The organism is Nocardia sp. NPDC060255, assembly GCF_042727395.1.
In the GTDB taxonomy this organism is placed as follows: Bacteria; Actinomycetota; Actinomycetes; order Mycobacteriales; family Mycobacteriaceae; genus Nocardia.
The window spans coordinates 1,123,303-1,143,124 of sequence record NZ_JBHXAU010000001.1 but is presented as its reverse complement, the minus strand read 5'-3'; the positions used below and the strand labels follow the sequence as shown (position 1 = coordinate 1,143,124).

The following is a 19,822-nucleotide window of genomic DNA, read 5'->3' as shown; positions in this document are numbered from 1 at the left end:
GTTCAGTGGCCTGATTCACAGTAGTCGGCCGATGCGGTTCACAGCACAACGTCAGTGGGAGAACAGCGTGACCAATACCGACCCAGCGCCCGCCGCGGCGAAGAAAGCACCGGCACGGAAGACGACCGCGAAGAAGGCGGTGGCACCGGCAGTCAAGGCGGAGCCGGTGACCGACGCTCCCGCCGTCATCGAGGTGCGCAATCCCGGCACCGGCGAGCTCGTCGGGACGGTGCCCGTGGTGAGCGCGGACGAGGTCGCGGCCAAGGTGCGCGAGCTGCGGCTGTACCAGCCGGAGTGGGAGGCCATCGGCCCCAACGGCCGCAAGGAATGGCTGCTGAAATTCCAGGACTGGCTGATCGACCACACCGACTCCCTCGCCGACGTGGTGCAGTCCGAAACCGGTAAGCCGCGGGTCGATTCGCTGATCGATCCCGCCTTCGCGACCGACCTGGTCGGCTACTACGCGCGCCGCGCCGCCAAGTTCCTCGCCGACGACCACCCGTCGCCGCACAGCCCGCTGGCCAGGGTGAAGAAGCTGACCACCGTGTACAAGCCGTACCCGGTCGTCGGCGTGATCACCCCGTGGAACTTCCCGCTCGCCATGCCGGCGCTCGACGTTTTCCCGGCGTTGGCCGCCGGCGCCGCCGTCATCCTGAAGCCGTCCGAGGTGACGCCGCTGTCCGCGCTCGAAATGGCAAGGGGCTGGGCCGAAATCGGCGCACCGCCGGTGTTCGCCGTGGTCACCGGCGCGGGCGCGACCGGCGGCGCCGTCGTCTGCAATGCCGACTACATCCAGTTCACCGGATCGACCGCGACCGGCCGCAAGATCGCGGTGGCCTGTGCCGAGCGGATGGTCCCGTACAGCCTGGAACTCGGCGGCAAGGATCCGGCCATCGTGCTGGCCGACGCCGACCTGGATCGGGCCGCGCACGGCATCGCGTTCGGCGGCATGTTCAACTCCGGCCAGGTGTGTATCTCGGTGGAGCGGGTGTACGTCGAGGCGCCGGTGTACGACGAGTTCGTGGCCAAGCTGACCGCGAACGTCAAGGCACTGCGACAGGGCATCGACGGCCGCGAGTCCAAGCACGACGTGGGCGCGCTGGCCAACGAGAACCAGGCGAACATCGTGCAGCGCCACGTCGACGAGGCCGTCGCGGCCGGGGCACGGGTACTCACCGGCGGCAAGCGGGCCGGGTTCGGCACCGCGTTCGAGCCGACCGTGCTGGTCGATGTCGACCACACCATGTCCTGTATCACCGAGGAGACCTTCGGCCCGACGCTGCCGGTCATGAAGGTGGCCGACGAGGCGGAAGCCGTTCGGCTGGCCAATGATTCGATCTACGGGCTGTCCGCGTCGGTGTGGACCGGCGACAAGGACCGCGGCGAGCGGATCGCCAGGCAGCTCAACGCGGGCGCGGTGAACATCAACGACGTCTTCAGCAACCTGTTCAATTTCGCGCTGCCGATGGGCGGCTGGGGCCAGTCCGGCGTCGGCGCGCGCTGGGGCGGCGCCAACGGTGTCCGCAAGTACTGCCGCCAGCAGGCGATCACCGCGCCGATGCTGCCGACCCAGGACAAGGAGCTGTTCTGGTACCCGTACTCGATGCCGAAGCTGCTCTTCGCCCTCGGCGCCATGCGCGCGGCCGGTGCGCGCGGACTGCGTCGGATCGACCTGCCTGCCGTTCTGAAACTCAAGGGAGACAACAAGTGACGGATACGTCGAAGATTCGCGGCAAGGTCGTCGTCATCACCGGCGGCGCTCGCGGCATCGGGCTGGCTACCGCCACCGCGCTGCAGGCGCTCGGCGCCAAGATCGCGATCGGCGATATCGACGAGGCCACCGTGAAGGAGTCCGGCACCGCGCGCGGCTTCGAGCTGTACGGCCGCCTCGACGTCACCGATCCCGCCTCGTTCGAGAGCTTCCTCGACGAGGTCGAGCGCACCGTCGGCCCGATCGACGTGCTGATCAACAACGCGGGCATCATGCCGACCGGCAAGCTGGTCGACGAGCCGGACCAGATCACCCGGCGCATCCTGGACATCAATGTCTACGGTGTAATTCTCGGTTCCAAGCTGGGTTTGGCGAGGATGCTGCCGCGCAAGCGCGGTCATGTCATCAACATCGCCTCGCTCGCGGGCGAGACGCACATCCCCGGCCTGGCTACCTACAACGCGAGCAAGCACGCGGTGCTCGGGTTCACCGACACGCTGCGCGAGGAGTACCGGGATTCCGGCGTTCGCTTCTCCTCGGTGCTGCCGACGCTGACCAACACCGAGCTCGGTGCCGGTGTCACCGCGCCGAAGCTGTTGCGCCCGGCCGAGCCGGAGGAGATCGCCGACGCGATCGTCGGGCTGATCGTCGCGCCGAAGTCGAAGGTGCGGGTGACCGCGGTGGCGGGCATCGTCTCGCAGTTGGTCGGGCTGCTGCCGGAGGCGATCGGCGACGGCCTCGGCCGGGTGCTCGGCTCGGGTCACGCGTTCCTCGACGACGTCGACGCCGACAAGCGCAGGGCGTATGAGGACCGGGCGCGCAGCGTCTAGATCGGGTGAAGCAGCGGGCGCTGCGGCCGTGGATTCGTCCCGGCCGCAGCGCCTTTTCGTGTGTTCGGAAGGGGCTCGAGATGCGGTCCAATCGGCAATACAAACCAAATTGTGACGAAAATCACTATCGAGGGGGCAAATGACCACACATCGACCAGAAGAGGGTGTCCAGCTGACGAACGGCAATCGCACAGACCGCCAGTTCCAGCTCGCGCGACGCGCGGCGGGCAACCATCATTGCTGGTCACGCGCCCAACTATCGCCGAGCGGCTGGTTCAGCGCTCGCATGCCGAAGATTCGCGGAGTCGATGGTGCGTCCCACCATCACAAGCAATATGCTGTCCCTAACAAACCTGTAGAACGTTTTGGTACCCGTATCCGAACTTTCTGGCCTGATAAGGCTGGAAATTCAGGACTGATTCTGATAGCAAGGGGCTATGGACCCGCATTTGCGCGACCTGCGGTATTTCGTCGCCGTCGCTGAGGAACTGCACTTCACCAACGCCGCTCAGCGGCTGCACATCGCTCAACCCACCCTGTCGCGTCAGATCCGGCAGCTGGAACGCCAGCTCGACGTGGTCCTGTTCGACCGCAACCAGCGCAGCGTGGCCCTGACCGTGGCAGGCAAGGAACTGCTCGAGGGCGCCCGCAAGATCCTGGAGCTGTGGGAGGTCACCAACGTCTCGCTGCAGGAGGCGGGCGAGGTGCTGCGCGTCGGCATCCAGTCCGCGCTCGGCCGCGGCCTGCTGAACGACCTGGAAAGCGCGAGCGGCCACCGGCTCGCGCTGCACGCGGCCTCGTGGACCGACCCGTCCAGCGGCCTGTCCGGTCGGCAGGCGGACCTGTCGCTGGTGTGGCTGCCGCTGCCCGACCCGAACCGCTACCGCTGGCAGGTGCTGCGCACCGAGCCGCGCTGGGTGCTGCTCCCGGAGAACCACCCGCTGGCCGACCGGGAAATCATCGAGTTCACCGACCTGCTCGACGAGCCGTTCATCGCGCTGCCCACCGAAGCCGGTGCGGTGCGCGACTTCTGGCTCGGCAACGACGCACGCAACGGACGTCAGCCGAAGATCGGCGCCGAGGCGGCGACCCCCGAGGACAAGCTGGAGGCCGTGAGCCTCGGCCTCGGCGTCTGCCTGCTCGCCGAGAACAACGTGCCGATGTACCGCTGGCCCGGCCTCACCGCGCGACCGGTGGCCGGCCTCGCACCGTGCGAGCTGGCCGTCGCGTGGCGGGCCGACGACACCCGGCCGACCATCCTCGAATTCGCCGGCCGCGCAGTGGACGGCGGGTTCTCGGTGCAGCAACCGCAACCCGCCATCAGCGCCTGATCAGTTGATGGTGCGCCGCCACGGGTGCAGCGATTCCAGTTGCGCGGACAACCGCAGCAGGGTGGATTCGCTCCCCGGCGGACCGGCGAGCTGAGCGGCCACCGGCGTCCCGACATCGGGATGCATGCCCATCGGGATGGACGCGGCCGGCCAGCCGACCAGGTTCCACAGCGGGGTGAAGGGCGAAAAGCGCGCGGTGGCAAGCACATTGGCCAACCAGCCGCGACTGTGCCAGGCCCGCGCCTTGGGCGGCGGGCAGGCGAGCGTGGGCGTGATCACCACGTCGTAGCGTTCGAAGTATTCGAGCAGCCGCGCCTCGACCCGGTCGATCTGGGCCGGTCGAACCAGGCGTAGTCGCTGCACCAGGCGCCCTAGCGCGAGGTGGCGGCGGGTACGCGGTTGCAGGCGTTCAGGATTCGGTAGCGCGGCTGCGTCCCGGGAGCCAACGGCCAACCAGCGCAGGAAGATCGACAGCATCGCGTCGCCATAGGGCAACGTGGCCGGCTCGACCAGGTGGCCTGCCGCGGCGGCGACCGAGGCCGCGGTGCGGGCGGCGTTGGTCCAGTGCCGGTCGACCGGGAAGCAGCGATACGGCGGAGCCACGGCTAGACCGATGCGTAGTCGGCCGGGCGGCTCCACCTCGGCTAGGTCCGGTCGGGCGGCCAGCACCGAGAGCGCGAGCGCGGCATCGCCGACTGTCGTTGCCAGCACGCCGTTTTCGACCATGCCCGACCACGCGTCGACGCCGATCTCGGCGGGCACCGCGTAGCGGCCCGGCTTGATGCCGTACACCCCGCAGCAGGCCGCGGGGATGCGGATCGAACCGAGTCCGTCGTTGCCGTGCGCGATCGGCACCAGTCCGGCGGCGACCGCCGCGGCCGAGCCGCCGGACGAGCCGCCCGAACTGCGCGCGACATTCCATGGATTGCTGGTGATCCGCTCCGGGGTATCGGTGGTGCCCCACAGGCCGAGTTCCGGCACCGTGGTGAGTCCGACGACCACCGCGCCCGCGGCGCGCAACCTGCGCACCACCGGATGATCGTCGGCGACCGGACGGGCGTCGGTGGCCGCCGAGCCGGACCGCATCGTCTCGCCGGTCACCGGGATGTTGTGTTTGATCGCGATCGGCACCCCGGCCAGCGGCAGCACGTCCAGATCGGCGCGCTGCTCCAGCGCGGCCGCCTCGGATCTGGCCTTCTCGGTGCGAATGACGCTGAAGGCATTGGTGTTCCGGTGTTCGGCGACGATCCGGGCCATGGTCGTCTCGACCACCTCCGTCGCGGTCAGCGAACCGTCCCGCACGCGCGCCGCGATGGCCGCGGCCGGACCCTTGTCGGACAGGATTTGGTCGTTCGCGCCCAGCGGACTATCTTGAGCGGGCGCACTCGCCTCGACGCCCGATCGGGTGGGCGGTGACTGTGCGACAGTCGACTGTTTCTGGGTAACTTGCGCGACGACCGAGTGCTTGGTCGGCGTCTGCGCGGCTGTCTCCGTGCCGGAAGTTTCGGTTTTCGCCGAAGCGTCCGCCACCGCTGTGGCCTTGATCTGCATGTGCTGGTCGTCCCCCGTCGCATCGTTGTCGAATTCGGGTGATCGCTCTCAAGCCGCAAGTTATCATTCCGAATACTGCTCGGGGGACGATGGCGTCGGGTGTGGCGGAATTTCTCCGGCACATCCACCGACCGACCAGTGCGGATTCTTCGGTGTCCGCCGAGCCACTAGGTCCGAGAATGAGTGCCAACTCCGATAGAAGTTCCGATTCCGCCGCTGGTTTCGGCAACCACCCGCTGCGTACCGAATTCAACGCCGTGGCAGCCTTCTCCGCCGCCTGGGAAGACGCCGTCGATGAATCCACCCGCCGCCCGCCCGAGATCGCCGAGTATTTGCCCGATGCGCGGACGCTGCGCACCGAGGCGCTGGTCGAGCTGATCCGCGTCGACCTGCGGCATCGCTGGTTGCGCCGGACCGTGCTCGGCGCGAACCAGGACACCCGTAAACGGCTCGCTGAATACTGCACCGAGTTTCCCGAACTTCAGCCCGGAAGTATCCCGGCCGGTCTGGTGTACGAGGAGTTCGTCATCCGCAGGCACAGCGGCGAACGGGTGGATCCGCGTGAATGCCTGCGTGAATATCCACACCAGGCGACCGAACTGCGCGCACTGCTGAACGCCGATGATGTCGAACAGAGCACCCGGCGGGCGGCGCTGCAGGATTCCACGCTGACCGCGCTCGCGCGCACCAGAGCCGCGTTCGTCGATAACGAATTGAACCGAACCACTGAGTCGACTCGTGGTTCAGAAGTGACCCGAGCGACCACCACTGATCTGACGGGAACGGCGACAGCCATTCCCACCACGATCGGCACCGGACCGGGCCGGCTCGACGCGCTCGACCGGATCGAAATCGGCCAGCGGATCGATGATTTCGACCTGCTGACCGGGCTGGGCAGCGGCGCGTTCGCCCGCGTCTTCCTGGCCAGGCAGCGCTCGCTGCAGCGGCTGGTCGCGGTGAAGATCTCCACCGATCACGGCACCGAGCCGCAGACGCTGGCCCAGCTCGACCACGACTACATCGTGCGGGTCTTCGATCAGCGTCTGCTCGACGACGCCGGTCCCGCGCGCCGGCTGCGCCTGCTCTACATGCAGTTCCTGCCCGGCGGCACGCTGCTCGGCGTGCTGCGCTGGGTGCGCGCCACCCCGCCCGCCGAACGCAGCGGTCAGCTGCTGCTGGACGCGGTCGACGCGGCGATGGAGGAGAAGGGCGAGATCCGGCCGACGGATTCCAGTGTGCGCGCCGAGATCGCCGCGCTCAGCTGGCCGGAGACGGTGGCGTGGCTCGGCCGCAGGCTGGCCGAGGCGCTGGACTACGCGTCCGCGCACGGGGTGCTGCACCGCGACGTGAAACCGGCCAATGTGCTGCTCACCGCCGAGGCGGTGCCCAAGCTCGCCGACTTCAACATCAGCTTCAGCCGCAATGTCGAGGGCACCAGTCCGGTGGCCTATTTCGGCGGCTCGCTGGCGTACATGTCGCCGGAGCAGTTGGAGGCCTGCCATCCCGGATTCGGCCGCAGCGCGGCGGATCTGGACACGCGCGCCGATATCTACTCGCTCGGGGTGGTGCTGTGGGAACTGCTCACCGGCGCGAAACCGTTCGACGACAGCACCGCGGGCGCCGACAATCCCGGCGACGACACGACACTCGAGGCCATGCTGGAGCGGCGCAGCGGCGGGGTGGACGCGGCTGCGCTGGAACGGGTTCCGGCCGATTGCCCGGCGGCGCTGCGCCGGGTGTTGCTCAGCTGCCTGGAGCCGGAGCGGACGAAGCGGTGGGCGAACGGGTCGGTGCTGGCGCGGCAGTTCGAGCTGTGCCTGGACGCGAGGGCCCGCGAGCTCGTCGATCCGGCGCCGAACAGCTGGCGGCTGCGGCTGCGGCCGTGGATGGTGCTGGTCACGCTGCTGTCGGTCGGACTGCCGAATGTGCTTGCCTCGCTGTACAACATCCAGCACAACCAGCACCTGATCATCAGCAGGCTGACCGAGCAGGCCCAGCACAGCTTCGTGGTCATCACCGGCGTGGTGAACGGGGTGTTCTTTCCCACCGGCATCGCGATCGTGGTGTACATGTCCCGGTCTTTGCTGACAGTGCCGCGCGGGCTGCGCAAGGGACGACGCTACGACCCGGAGACGTTGCGCAATGCCAGACGGGACGCGCTACTGCTCGGCGATCGTGCGGTGGCCGTTGCGTTTTCGCTGTGGGTGCTGTCCGGCATCACCTTCCCGGTCACGCTGCAACTGGTGACCGGTGACCTGCCCGCGCGGGCGATCGTGCACTTCCTCGCGTCGCTGGTGGTGTGCGGTGCCATCGCGGTGGCGTATCCGTTCTTCCTGCTGACCTTCTACATGGTGCGCTGCATCTATCCGCTGTTCCTCCGGCACGGCGACATCAGCCCCGAGGACGCGATCTGGCTGCGCGGGCTCGATCGCCGGTGCAATGGCTATCTGGCGGTCGCCGCGTCAGTGCCGTTGCTCGCGGTGGCGGGCGTGACTTTCCTGCCGCCGTCCGATATTCCGATGGTGATCTTCGCCGTTCGGGTGCTGTGCGCGGGCGGCATCGTCGCGTTCGTCGGCTCCTATCTGCTGTTCCGCGCGCTGGAGGCCGATCTGCGGGCGCTGGAGCGCGTCGTCGCGCCGGAGTCGGCGGGCACGAATACCGTTGTGACAGTGGACTTCGACGACAGCGGGCCGATCGGGCCGGAGACGCGCACGTGACCTCCTCGCGCGCCGACGCCGTCGCCCGGTTCGCCGACGATTGGCAACGCAGCCTGCGCGCTGATCCGTTCGCGCCGCCGCGGCTCGCGGACTACGTGCCCGACGGCACCCAGGTGCGCCTCGCGGTGCTCGCCGATCTGCTGCGCATCGACCTGCGCGAGCGCTGGGCCAGGGCCGCCGACCTCGGCAAGCGGATCGCCGAGTACCGCAAGGAATTTCCGGAGGTCGAGCACTGTCCCGCGCTGACCGACCTGCTCTGCGAGGAGTTCCTGGCGCGACGCCGCCACGCACCGCTGACCATCGAGGAATTCCTCACCGAGTACCCGGAACTCGCCGACGAGGTGCGTGAACGCCTCGCCGCCTTCGCCATCGATGACAGCACCGATGACTTCGGCGCGGCGGAATCGGCCGAAGCCGTTGCCGCACTGGCCGATCTGGCCCCTGGTCGGCAGATCGACGACTTCGACCTGATCACCGACCTCGGCACCGGCGTGCTCGGCCGAGTCTTTCTGGCCAGGCAGCGCTCCATGCAACGGCTTGTCGCGGTGCGCCTTTCGGCGGGCCGGGCCAGCGCACCGCACACCATGGCGCAACTCGATCACGCGCACATCGTCCGAGTTTTCGACCAGCGGCTGCTGAGCACCGAGCCCGCCGCCGACCGCGACGACCCGTTCGACTGGGAGACAGCCGATTCCGTCCGCGACACCGGTGCTCGACCGGGCGCCCGATCGAAGCCGCCGGGCTTCCACAGCGTGCAACGCTCCCGCCCAGAAGACCCCACCGAACCCGACCGCGCCAGCTCCGCGACCGACGACGCCACGGTCGCCAGCGCGCCCAGCGGCCCAGACAACACTGTGCGCGACGGTGGCCCCTCGGGCGGCGACGCTACCGTCGCCGGCCCGATGGACGCCGACTCGACTGCGCTCAGCGGTAATCCGCTGAGCCAGCACGACAACGCGACCGTAGCCGCCCCGCGCGGCCGCAGCACCGATTTCCCACGACCTACCCGAACAGACCCGTTCCCCGGCATTGCCCGAGACGGCGGCACACCGGTCGACACCGGTCGCGCCCTCCTCGGCGCCGCCGCGCCCCGCCTCGTCTACATGCAGTACCTGCCCGGCGGCACCGCGCTCGGCGTGCTCGACCAGCGGCGCACCGGCCCGGCGTCCGACGGTGGCGCGCTGCTGTTGCGGGCCATCGATGCGGCGATGGAGGCGAAAGGCGAGATCCGGCCGTCGGATTCGAGTGTGCGGGCCGAGATCGGGGCGCTGAGCTGGCCGGAGACGGTGGCCTGGGTGGGCAGGCGGCTGGCCGACGCGCTGGATTACGCGGAGCACCACGGGGTGCTGCATCACGACCTCAAACCCGCGAACGTGCTGTTCACCGCTGAGGGCATTCCGAAGCTGGCCGATTTCGCGCTGAGCGAGTCGGGTCCGCGCCCGGTCGCGGCGAATCCAGCTCAACCCGTGGATGATTCGCTGCCGTACCGGTCGCCGGAGCAGCTGGCCCGGCTGCTCGACCCGGCCGCGCCCGCGGCGGGCACCCGCAGCGATATCTATTCGCTGGGCGTGCTGCTGTGGGAAATGCTCACGGGCGCAAGCCCGTTCGAGGACACCCCGCGAGCAGGCGAGACACCCGCCGAGGCCTATGCGCGCATGCTGGCCGTCCGCCGCGACGGCGTCAGCGCGGCCACCCAATCCCGGCTGCCCGCGGACACACCGGCGTCCCTGCGCCGCGTGCTGCTGGACTGCCTGGCCGCCGACCCGAAACGCCGCTGGCGCAACGGCGCCGAGCTGGCCGGGCAGCTCGACCTGTGCCTGGACGCCCGCGCGCGGAACCTGGCCGATCCGCCGCCGACCAGTCTGGCCCACCGGGCGCGCGGCTGGCTGATTCCGTTCGCGGCCCTGTGTATCGGCGTGCCGAACGTGCTCGCGAGCTGGTACAACATCCAGCTGAACCAGTCGCTGATCATCGACCGGATGTCGGAGGTCGACCAGCACAAGTTCGCCACCGTCGGGTTGGTCAACAACCTGATCGCCTTCCCGGTCGCGGCGCTGCTGCTGATCTTTCTCACTCGCAGGCCGCTGACCATCGGCTTCCGCTTGGCCCGCGGCCGTGAGTATTCCGCGCGCACGCTGGCCAAGGCGCGCCGCGACACCTTGCTGATGGGCGACTGGGCGGTGTTGGTGCCGTTCGGTTTCTGGCTCGCCGCCGGCGTGATCTGGCCGCTCGGCCTGGCTTTCACCGGTGTCGACCTGCCCCCGAAGACGTTCCTGCATTTCTTTGCGGCACAGGTGGTTTGCGCGGCCATCGCGCTGGCCTATCCGTTCTTCCCGATCATGGTCTACGCGGTCCGCTCGGTGTATCCACAGTTGCTGGTGCGCGGCGGCATCGGGCCCGGCGACGAGCGGCAGCTGCGAAATCTGGCCCGGCGCGGCAACTTCTACCTCGGCGTCGCGGCGTCGGTGCCGCTGCTCGGGGTGGCGGGCGCGACCTTCGTCGACGCCGGGGACCTGGAGTTGGTGATCGTTCCGGTGCGCTTGCTCAGCGTCGGTGGCATTCTGGCTTTCGTGGTTACCTACCGGTTGTTCCGCTGGCTCGAGGCCGACCTGCTCGCGCTCGCGCGGGCCATCCCGCAGCGGAAACGATGACCTCGCCGCGTCCGCTCGGGCGGCTGGTGAGCCTGTCGCATGTGCACGATCCGGCGACCACGCCGCTGTATCCGGACGATCCGGAATTCCGCACCGACATCGTCGCGACGGTCGCCAACGACGGCTACTACCTGCGCTATATCCAGCAGGGCGAGCACACCGGAACCCATTGGGGCGCACCGATTCACTTTCACTCCGACGGCCTCGGCGCCGACCAGCTGGACCTGGACGATCTGCTGCTGCCCGCGGTGAAGATCGATGTCCGCGAGGCGTGCGACCGCGATCGTGACTACGCCATCACCGTCACCGATCTGAAGCAGTGGGAGGGACGGCACGGGCGCATCCCGAACGGCGCGGCGGTGATCGCCTGGACGGGCTGGGACAGCAAGTGGGGCACCCCGGAATTCATCGGCACCGCCGAATTCGCCGACCATCAGCCGGGTTTCGCGGTCGAGACGATCGAATGGCTGCTGCGCACCGGCAGGCTCGGCCACCGCGGCGCGTTAGGCATCGACACCTTCGGCCCGGACCTGGGTACCGACGACACCTACGCCGTCTCCAGACTGCTCTACGGCGAGCACCGGATCAGCCTGGAATGCCTGGCCAACCTGGCCGCGATCCCCGCGACCGGCGCCTGGATCCTGGTCGGCGGGCCGCTCTACCGACGCGGCTCCGGCTCCCCCGCAACGATTTTCGGCATCCTGCCGGACCGCTAGGAGTAGACCTTCGGGTCGAGGGTGCCGATGTAGGGCAGGTCGCGGTAGCGCTCCGCGTAGTCGAGGCCGTAGCCGACGACGAATTCGTTCGGGATATCGAAGCCGACGTGCGCGACGTCGACATGGGTGCGTAGCGCGTCCGGCTTGCGCAGCAGGGTGACCACCTCGAGCGAGGCCGGGTTGCGGGTGGATAGGTTGCGCTTGAGCCAGGACAGCGTCAGGCCCGAGTCGATGATGTCCTCGACGATCAGCACATTGCGCCCGGCGATGTCCTTGTCCAGGTCCTTCATGATGCGGACCACGCCGGAGGACGAGGTGGACGACCCGTACGACGAGACGGCCATGAACTCCAGCTGGGTCGGGATCGGCAACGCCTTGGCCAGGTCGGTCATGAAGAAGATCGCGCCCTTGAGCACGCCTACCAGCAGCAGATCCCCCTCGGGGGCGTCGGCGGGATACCGCTTGGCGATGAGCTCGGCCAGCTCCTTCGTCTTGGCGGCGATCTCTTCCTGGGTGATCAGAACAGACGCGATGTCGTCCCCGTACACGTCAGCTGTTCCCTTCTGGTTTTCGCTCCCGGACGGCCGACCCATTATGTGTCATCAACCGCTGCGCAGACGCAGTGTCAGCCTGCCACGTTCGCGCGCCGCGACCAACCTGCTACCCGCGCGCCCGCCGCCGACCGCGATCCCACCCTGCCCGCGCCAGTTGGTGATCAGCTCGTCCACCGCGTGTAAATGCTTGCCGGTCAGGGCTTTCGCGCCACCCGCCAGCAACCAGGCCCGGATCGCGCGGCGGCGCAGCGCGGCGGGCGCAGTGGCGAGCGTCTCGATCGACAGCGCCGCGCCATCACTCGCGGTGTGCAGCAGCTCACCCGCGAGCGCGTCGAGCACCGCCCCGTCTTCGCGCAACTGTTCGGCGGTCCGCGCGAGCGCGCCGGCGACTCCACCGCCGAGCACCTCCTCGAGCAACGGCAGCACCTCGGTGCGCAATCGAACCCTGGTGAACTCGGGTGATGCGTTGTGCGGATCCTCGTGCGGCGACACGTCCACGTCCGCACACAACTGCCGAGTCACCGACCGCCGCACCCCGAGCAACGGCCGGCCCCAAGGCTGCGTCCACTCGGCCATCCCGTGAATCGACCGTCCGCCCGATCCACGCGCCAATCCGAGTAATACGGTTTCCGCCTGATCGTCGAGGGTGTGCCCGAGCAGCACCGGCAGCCCACCCCGTGCTGCGTCCAGTGCCGCATACCGAGCCTGTCGTGCGGCTGCCTCCAGCCCGCCTTCGTCGCCGACCTCGACCGGGATCACCCGAGCCGAGCGGCAGCCGAGTGCCAGCGCCGCCGCAGCAGCCGCAGCCGCGACCACGTCGGAACCCACCTGCAATTGATGGTCGATCACGACCGCATCGACCGCTTCCACCTCGACCACAGCCGCGGCAGTGAGCGCCAGGGAATCCGCTCCGCCCGACAGTGCTACTACGACATCCTCACCCGGTGCGTACGCAGCGACCCAGTCCCGGACCGCACGCCGGACCACCAGCACCGCCGCCGTCTCCGGCAACCGGCGCGGCTCGGCCACTGGTCCACCCATAACCGGAGCGTACCGACCCCACCTCGAGGTTCGAGGAGTCGCTGACCGGGTGGTCGCGGCGTCAGCCGAGGACGCGGGTGACCCAGCGTTCGGGATGCTCGATTTCGTCTGTGCGGGGCAGGGTTTCAGCATTGGTCCAGATGGTGTTGAAGCGTTCCATGCCGACCCGGCCGACGACGTCGTCCACGAACGCCTTGCCGCGCACGTACTGCGCGACCTTCGCGTCCACCCCGAGCAACGCGCGCATGATGCGCTGCAGCGGGTTGGTCGGACGCTTGCGGCGCTGGTCGAACGCGGAGCGGATCTGTTCGACCGAGGGCACCACGGCGGGACCGACGGCGTCCATGACGTGGTCGGCGTGGCCTTCCAGCAGCGTGCCGAGCATCAGCAACCGATCGAGGGCCTCGCGTTGCGGCGGGGCCTGCGTGGCTCGCAGCAGACCGACCACGCCGCGGGCGGCGGGATCGTCGGGCGTGCTGCCGCGGCGACGGTCGCGGACCTCCTCGACCAGTCGGGACAGCATCTCGTTGAGCGGTTCGTCGCCGACGTCGCCGAGCACCTCGACATTGGCGCGCATGTAGTCGGCCAGCCAGGGCGCCGAGGAGAACTGCACCCGGTGCGTCACCTCGTGCAGGCAGACCCAGAGCCGGAAGTCGCTGGGCGAGACGCCGAGCGCGCGCTCCACCGCCATGATGTTCGGCGCGACCAGCAGCAGCGTGCCGTCCGGCCCGGTGAACGGGTCGTACTGGCCGAGGATCGCGGTGGACAGGAAGGCCAGCATCGCGCCCGCCTGCACGCCGGCCGGTTTGCCTTGCAGCAGGCCGCGTTCGCCGGTGTCCCCGCCGGTGCCGGTGAGCTGGCCCATCGAGTCGGCGGCCGCCTCGATCCAGCCCGGCCGGTCGACGATCCGGGCGGCGGGCACCGGCTGATCGTCGAGCAGCCCGCTCACTTCCCGGACCGGTCCTTCGGCGCGCTCGGACGCGACGGCCAGTTCGGCGACCACCTGCTCGGCCGAGTAACGCGAGGTACGCGGGCCGGACGGCACCAACGCGGCACCGGTCTTCGCGGCCAGCTTCCAGTCGACGGCACCGGAGAACCCCGAGCGGCCCTTGGTCTTCTCGACCGCACCGGCGGCCACGGGCTCGACTGAACCCTGGCCCGCATCAGCTGGGTCGGAAATTTCTCCGTGCATTGTCAACCACCCGTCACGAGCATCCACAGTTGCGTAGCGTGCCTGCGATCGCGTCGAGGGCGGGCCTGCTCACCTCCGGCGGTCGATCGTTCGACATCAACGCGAAGGTCAGCACCCGCCCGTCGGCGTCGAGCACATACCCGACCAACGCGCTGGACACCGACAGAGTTCCGGTCTTGGCCCGGACAAAACCGGCACCCTGCCGGTTGCGCTCGACATAGCGGCTGGTCAGCGACCCGGTCGCGCCCGCGATCGGCAGGTCGTCCAGCAGCGGCGCCAAAGTGGATGCGAGCCGGTCGTTTTCGGGTCGGGCCATGGTGTCAGCGGGCTGGACGGCCGTCGACGCGTTCGGCTTGGCCGCGGTCGCGATGACCCGATCGAGCAGCTTGGCCGGGATGCGGTCGTCCACCGACAAACCGCTGTTGTCCTGCATGTCCAGCCCGGCCAGGTCGAAGCCCGCCTTGCCGAGCGCGGTGCGCACCGCGTCGACCGCGCCGCTGAACGAGGCCTCGCCGCCGTTGGCGACGGAGATCTCGCGCCCGACCGCCTCGGCGAGAATGTTGTCGGAGTAGACCATCATGTCCCGCAGCCGGTCGCGCAGCGGCGCCGACTGCACGCTCGCCACCGCGGCGGCGGCGGGCGACGCGGTGCCCGCACGCACCTTGGCCGGGTCGAGACCGAGCTCGGTGGCCAGCCTGCGCCCGGCGTCCAGCGCGGGCGTCGGGGTGCGCGGCGAGTACTCGACCTGCGGCTGCAGCCTGCCGCCGTCGATCATCACCGACTCCATCGGCGCGATCGAGCCGTCGTGGATGTCGACCGGGTCCCAGCCCTTCGCCATGCTCGGCCCGGCATAGGCCGAGGTGTCGACCACGATCGTGTCGACGGCCCGGCCCGAATTCTTGATCTGGGCGACCAGATCGGACACCCGCGCGGAGTTCGGGTAGTAGCCCTTGCCTTCCGGCTCGGCGGTGAGCGTCGGATCGCCGCCGCCGACCAGCACCAGCTCGTTCGGCGCGGTCCCGGCCACCACCTTGGTGATCAGCCGATGGTTGTCCGGCAGCGTGAGCAGCGCGGCGGCCGTGGTCAGGATCTTCGCGGTCGACGACGGAATCATCGGCCGGCCCGGGTCGCCGCTCCACAGCACCGTCGCGCTGTCGGCGTCGGTCACCTGCCCGGCGAAGGCGCCGAGATCGGGATTGCCGAGGACCGGCGCGAGCGCGGCGGCGATCCCGGCCGGGCTCGGCGCGGGTGCGTTCGACGGCGCGGGAGCCATCTGCGGATACGGTTTGACCGGTGCGGGCGGCGCGGCCGTGGTCAGCCCGCCGTGCCGGAATTCGTCGGTCCACGGCTTGACCGTGAGCAGTACGCCACCACCCGCCGCGAGGACGACGGCGAGCGTCACGCCGAGTCCGATCCAGATATTGCGGCGCCGCCGGGCAGCCAAGCCACCGATGTTCTTACCAACCACAGCCCGCAGCTCTCCTCGACTGATTTCCGCAGCAGCCGCCTGCCGCACCCATGTCCCCGCCGACCACACTATCCTCGTTGCGCAACCGTTCCCCCGAACAACCTGGCGAGTCGGCAGTCGTGACTGCCCATGCTCATAGATGCACCGAAGGAGATGGCGTGGAGTTCGACGTCACCATCGAGATCCCCAAGGGCTCTCGGAACAAGTACGAGGTCGATCACGAGACCGGACGGGTCCGGCTCGATCGGCACCTCTACACGTCCATGGTCTACCCCGCCGACTACGGCTACATCGAGAACACCCTCGGCGAGGACGGTGACCCGCTGGACGCGCTGGTCCTGCTGCCCGAGTCGGTGTTCCCCGGCTGCCTCATCGAGGTGCGCCCGGTCGCGATGTACAAGATGGTCGACGAGGCAGGCGGCGACGACAAGGTGCTGTGCGTGCCGGCCGGCGATCCGCGCTGGGAGCACATCCAGGACCTGAAGGATGTGCCCGAGTTCGAGCTGGCCGCGATCAAGCACTTCTTCGAGCGGTACAAGGATCTCGAGCCCGGCAAGTTCGTCAAGGGCTCGGAGTGGGTCGGCCGCACCGAGGCCGAGGCCGAGGTGACGGCCTCGATCCAGCGGCTGAAGGACAACGGCGGCCACTGAGCCGGCTTGGTGCGCGGGAAGTCCGTCGGTGGCTTCCCGCTCACGCCGAGCCGGTGGCGGCGCGGCGCTGAGTGCGTTCGGCGATCACCTGGTCGAGGTGCTCGCCGAGCAGCGCCAGAATCGGCGCCTCCACCTGGCCGTTGAGCCGTTCGTGGGTGAAGTGCGCGTCCTCCATGAGGGCGAAAGCCTCTGCCGCCGAACGGTATACGCAATACGCCTGATGGGTCCGGCCGGCCGCCTGCAGGATGAGCCCGTGCATCACCAGCACGCGCGCCCTGGACAGCGGGCCGATCGCGCGGTTGAGCATGCGAATGGCCGCGTCGGCGATCGGTTCGGCCTGCGTCAACTGCCCGGCCATCATGTACACGTGCGCCAGCCGCGCCAGCGCCCAGCCTTCGCGTAACTCCACTCCGCTGAGCCGGGCCAGCTCGACCGACTCGCGGCACAGCTCGATCGCGTGCCGATGGTCGCCCTGATAGCCGCGACTCGCGCCTAGCTCGTGCGTCGCCATCGCTTCGAGCGCGGCATTGCCGATCTTGGCGGCCAGGGTCTTCGCCTCCGTCGCCCGTTCCTGGGATTGCGCGTATTCCCCTGCGTCCGACAGGGTTTTGGCCATGTGCACCAGGCTGGCGCATTCGACCGCGGCATCCTCGACCCGCCTGGCCAGCCGGATCGCGCGTTCGGCGTGCGCGATCGAGGCCGCCGTTTCGGTGCCCATCCTGGTGGACGAGGCGAGCAGCTGGCCTGCGAACGCGGTCAGTCGCACGTCACTTGCCGAGGCCGGCGGCAGCGACAGCGCGATGCGCACGTGATCGCGGCCTTGGCGCAGCGTGCCGAGCGAGTAGCTGTAGATCGTGCCCAGGGTGACCCGGATCCGGCATTCGACGCGACGGTCGCCTGCCCGCACGCCCGCGTCGAGCAGCTTGTCCAGCGCCCGGGACAGCTCCTGGCAGTGCGGCCCGCCGTCGATCAATTCCGCGGTGGCCCAGGCGATATCGGCGGCCAGCGCGAGCGCGGGACCACCGATCCTGGCGATCTGTTCGTACAGCGAGATCAGGTTCGGTCGCTCGACGTCGAGCCAGTATTGCGCGGCGATGCTGTCGGGGAACGACAGTCCGGCAGCGGTGGTGGGCGCCAGGTGTTCCGGTAGTCGTGAGCCCGGATTGCACACCACCATCAGGTTTTTCATGGTGGCCAGATAGAAGTCGAGCAGGCGGATCAGCACCCCGGACACCGGCTCGGCGACGTCGGGGCCGAGGTGCAGCTCGCGGGCGAACAGGCGGGGCAGATCGTGATAGGTGTAGCGCCCGGACGCGCTGGTCTCCATCAGGTTCAGGTCGACGAGCGACTCACACAGCTCCTCGACCAGCATCCGATCCGAGCCGAGGATCGCGGCCGCGCCGTCCAGGGAGAGCTCCGCGACCTCCGGCGTGGCCAACAGCCGAAAGGCCCTGGCCTGAGCACAATCGAGCTGGTCGTAGCTGAGCCGGAACGCCGCCTCGACCGCCAGGTCGCCGCTGCGCAGGGTGCCGAGCCGCTGCTTCGCGTCGTCCAGCCGCTCGGCCAGGCTGCTGATGCTCCAGTTCGGCCGGGCCGCCAGCCGCGCGCCGATGATCCGGACCGCCAGCGGCAGCCCGCCGCACGCGGTGAGCACGCTGTCCACCGCGGCGGGCTCGGCGGTGACGCGACGCGAGCCCGCGATTCCGGCGAGCAGGATGCGCGCCTCGGCCCGGGACAGCACATCGAGCCGCACGCCGAGAACGCCCACCACGCAAGGCAATTCGGGCATCGATGAGCGACTGGTGATGAGCACCGCCGAGCCGGGAGTGCCCGGAATCAGCGGGGCGACCTGGTCGCTGTCGCGCGCGTTGTCCAGCACCACGAGCACCCGCTTGCCATCCAGGAAACTGCGGAACTGGGCCGAACGCTCCGCCAGGGTCGGCGCGATCTCGCCCTCCGGAACGCCGAGGGCGCGCAGGAAATCACCGAGCGTGTCCGCGGCCGGGGTGCCGGATCGAGTGCCGGGCCCGCGGCCGCGGGCCTGCGCGAAGCCGTGCATGTCGACATGCAGCTGTCCGTCCGGAAACCGGTCACGGACGCGATGACCGACGTGCACCGCGAGCGCGCTCTTGCCGATCCCGCCCATGCCGCCGATCACGCACACCGGTACCGCGAAACCGTCTGCGCGGGTGAGCCATTCGCTGATCCGCCGGACCGTGTCGGCGCGGCCGGTGAAGTCGACGACGTCGGCGGGCAACTGCGCGACCCGCCCCACCGTGCGGCGCGGCGGTCGCACGATGACCGCTTCGCTCTCGGTATCCCGTTGTGGCGCAGGCAGATCTGCCCGCAGGATGCGCTGGTGCAGCTCGGCGAGCTGCTGTCCGGGTTCGATGCCGAGTCGTTCGATGAGCACCTTTCGGGTGTCGGCGTACACCGCGAGCGCCTCGGCCTGTCTGCCCGCGTGATACAGCGCGGTCATCAACAGGCCGCGCAGTTGCTCGCGCATCGGGTGCTCACCGCACAGCGGTGTCAGCTCGGCGATCACCTCCGGATAGCGGCCGAGGCGCAGGTCCAGCTCGATGCGCTGTTCCAGCAGCGCGACCCGCCGTTCGATCAGCTGCGTGCGCTGCCGGTCCGCGTAGGGGCCGGGCAGCCCGGCCAGCGGCGTGCCCGACCAGAGCCGCAGCGCGGCGTCGAGCCGTTCGCGGATCAGCTCGACCGCGTGCGCCGACTCCGCATCGATCCGGTCCGGCTGCACCTCGAGCAGTATGTCCTCGACCATCTCCACATCGACCGCGCCCTGTGGCAGCCGCAGCGCGTAGCCGCCGCCGAACCCGACGAGCACGGTGGCGGGCGCACCGGCCGTCCGGTCCGGCTCGAGCGCCCGGCGCAGGTGCAGGATGTGGTTGCGCAGCGCGCCGATCGCGCTCGGCGTCGGATGCTCGCCCCAGACGCCGTCGATGAGTTCCGGCACCGTCGCCGAACGTCCGCTGCGCAGCAACAGGGCTGCCAGCAAGGCTCGGCGCTGTTTGGAGCCGAGATCGAGCTCCAGCTCATCACGCCACGCACGCACCTCGCCGAGTACAGCGAACTTCAGCATTCGGTTCTCTCTCCGACCATCGATCGTTCACCAGTGAACGTAGCCAATCGTCCGACGTCTTCCGCGGTCTCGCCCCAGCGAAGTCACCGATGAGCCACTGCTGATCAGACGTCATCGTCCAGACATCCAACCAATGGTTTCATGAGTTTTTCGTGACGGCTTACTGATCCGACGCTGGTATGTGCGCGAAAAAGGACATCCGACTCGGCCGGATGCCCTTTTCGACAGTTGAGATCGGTAATAGATGTACAGATCCCGGTCACCGTATGTTTGCACGCACTCCCGGTGCTCGCCACCGCTGCTGAGCGAC

At 69.1% G+C, this 19,822-nt stretch carries 13 protein-coding genes; 7 read left to right on the top strand and 6 right to left on the bottom strand.

Features of this window, described 5'->3' with window-relative positions:
* The first annotated feature begins 67 nt into the window (after positions 1 to 67).
* The 3 genes from ACFWF1_RS05235 (at position 68) to ACFWF1_RS05225 (ending at position 3,872) form a co-directional block, all read left to right on the top strand.
* The gene (locus ACFWF1_RS05235) at positions 68 to 1,711 is read left to right on the top strand and encodes an aldehyde dehydrogenase family protein (protein ID WP_379281957.1); all 1,644 of its coding nucleotides are present in this window, start codon (positions 68 to 70) and stop codon (positions 1,709 to 1,711) included.
* The gene (locus tag ACFWF1_RS05230; protein WP_379281956.1) at positions 1,708 to 2,541 is read left to right on the top strand and encodes an SDR family oxidoreductase; all 834 of its coding nucleotides are present in this window, start codon (positions 1,708 to 1,710) and stop codon (positions 2,539 to 2,541) included. Before ACFWF1_RS05235 ends, ACFWF1_RS05230 begins: the two co-directional genes overlap by 4 nt.
* 437 nt (positions 2,542 to 2,978) lie before the next feature.
* Positions 2,979 to 3,872, top strand: coding sequence for a LysR substrate-binding domain-containing protein (locus tag ACFWF1_RS05225; protein ID WP_357379769.1), 894 nt, complete (start codon positions 2,979 to 2,981; stop codon positions 3,870 to 3,872).
* Here the strand turns inward: ACFWF1_RS05225 and ACFWF1_RS05220 are convergent, their stop codons facing one another.
* Complete coding sequence (locus ACFWF1_RS05220) at positions 3,873 to 5,423, bottom strand: amidase (RefSeq protein WP_379281955.1); 1,551 nt, start codon at positions 5,421 to 5,423, stop codon at positions 3,873 to 3,875. It lies immediately after the preceding gene.
* A 179-nt stretch (positions 5,424 to 5,602) separates the two neighbouring features.
* Between ACFWF1_RS05220 and ACFWF1_RS05215 the strand changes: the two genes are divergently transcribed.
* Genes ACFWF1_RS05215 through ACFWF1_RS05205 form a run of 3 tightly spaced genes read left to right on the top strand, consistent with a single transcriptional unit; the run spans position 5,603 to position 11,507 of the window.
* On the top strand, positions 5,603 to 8,140 hold the full coding sequence (locus ACFWF1_RS05215; protein ID WP_379281954.1) for a serine/threonine-protein kinase: 2,538 nt from the start codon (positions 5,603 to 5,605) through the stop codon (positions 8,138 to 8,140).
* The gene (locus ACFWF1_RS05210) at positions 8,137 to 10,791 is read left to right on the top strand and encodes a serine/threonine-protein kinase (protein ID WP_379281953.1); all 2,655 of its coding nucleotides are present in this window, start codon (positions 8,137 to 8,139) and stop codon (positions 10,789 to 10,791) included. The genes ACFWF1_RS05215 and ACFWF1_RS05210 overlap by 4 nt, the downstream gene beginning before the upstream one ends.
* Positions 10,788 to 11,507, top strand: coding sequence for a cyclase family protein (locus ACFWF1_RS05205; protein ID WP_379281952.1), 720 nt, complete (start codon positions 10,788 to 10,790; stop codon positions 11,505 to 11,507). Before ACFWF1_RS05210 ends, ACFWF1_RS05205 begins: the two co-directional genes overlap by 4 nt.
* Here the strand turns inward: ACFWF1_RS05205 and hpt are convergent.
* The 4 genes from hpt to dacB all read right to left on the bottom strand — a co-directional run bounded on the left by hpt (position 11,504) and on the right by dacB (position 15,747).
* A complete protein-coding gene (gene hpt / locus ACFWF1_RS05200) occupies positions 11,504 to 12,055 on the bottom strand; it encodes a hypoxanthine phosphoribosyltransferase (protein WP_357379774.1) in 552 nt (183 codons plus the stop codon). The two genes, ACFWF1_RS05205 and hpt, sit on opposite strands and share 4 nt — an antisense overlap.
* 54 nt (positions 12,056 to 12,109) lie before the next feature.
* Positions 12,110 to 13,102: a tRNA lysidine(34) synthetase TilS gene (tilS, locus tag ACFWF1_RS05195; protein ID WP_379281951.1), complete on the bottom strand. Its 993-nt coding sequence runs from the start codon at positions 13,100 to 13,102 to the stop codon at positions 12,110 to 12,112.
* Between the two features lie 61 nt (positions 13,103 to 13,163).
* Positions 13,164 to 14,294 (bottom strand): zinc-dependent metalloprotease, encoded by a 1,131-nt coding sequence (locus tag ACFWF1_RS05190; RefSeq protein WP_379281950.1) that lies wholly within the window; start codon positions 14,292 to 14,294, stop codon positions 13,164 to 13,166.
* 13 nt (positions 14,295 to 14,307) lie between these two features.
* A complete protein-coding gene (gene dacB, locus ACFWF1_RS05185; protein ID WP_379282320.1) occupies positions 14,308 to 15,747 on the bottom strand; it encodes a D-alanyl-D-alanine carboxypeptidase/D-alanyl-D-alanine-endopeptidase in 1,440 nt (479 codons plus the stop codon).
* 173 nt (positions 15,748 to 15,920) lie between these two features.
* On the opposite strand from dacB, the gene ACFWF1_RS05180 reads away from it, so the two are divergent.
* Entirely contained in the window at positions 15,921 to 16,412 is a 492-nt protein-coding gene (locus ACFWF1_RS05180) for an inorganic diphosphatase (RefSeq protein WP_357379777.1), read from the top strand.
* Positions 16,413 to 16,452: 40 nt separating this feature from the next.
* Here the strand turns inward: ACFWF1_RS05180 and ACFWF1_RS05175 are convergent, their stop codons facing one another.
* Positions 16,453 to 19,512, bottom strand: coding sequence for a BTAD domain-containing putative transcriptional regulator (locus ACFWF1_RS05175; protein WP_379281949.1), 3,060 nt, complete (start codon positions 19,510 to 19,512; stop codon positions 16,453 to 16,455).
* Between the last annotated feature and the right edge of the window lie 310 nt (positions 19,513 to 19,822).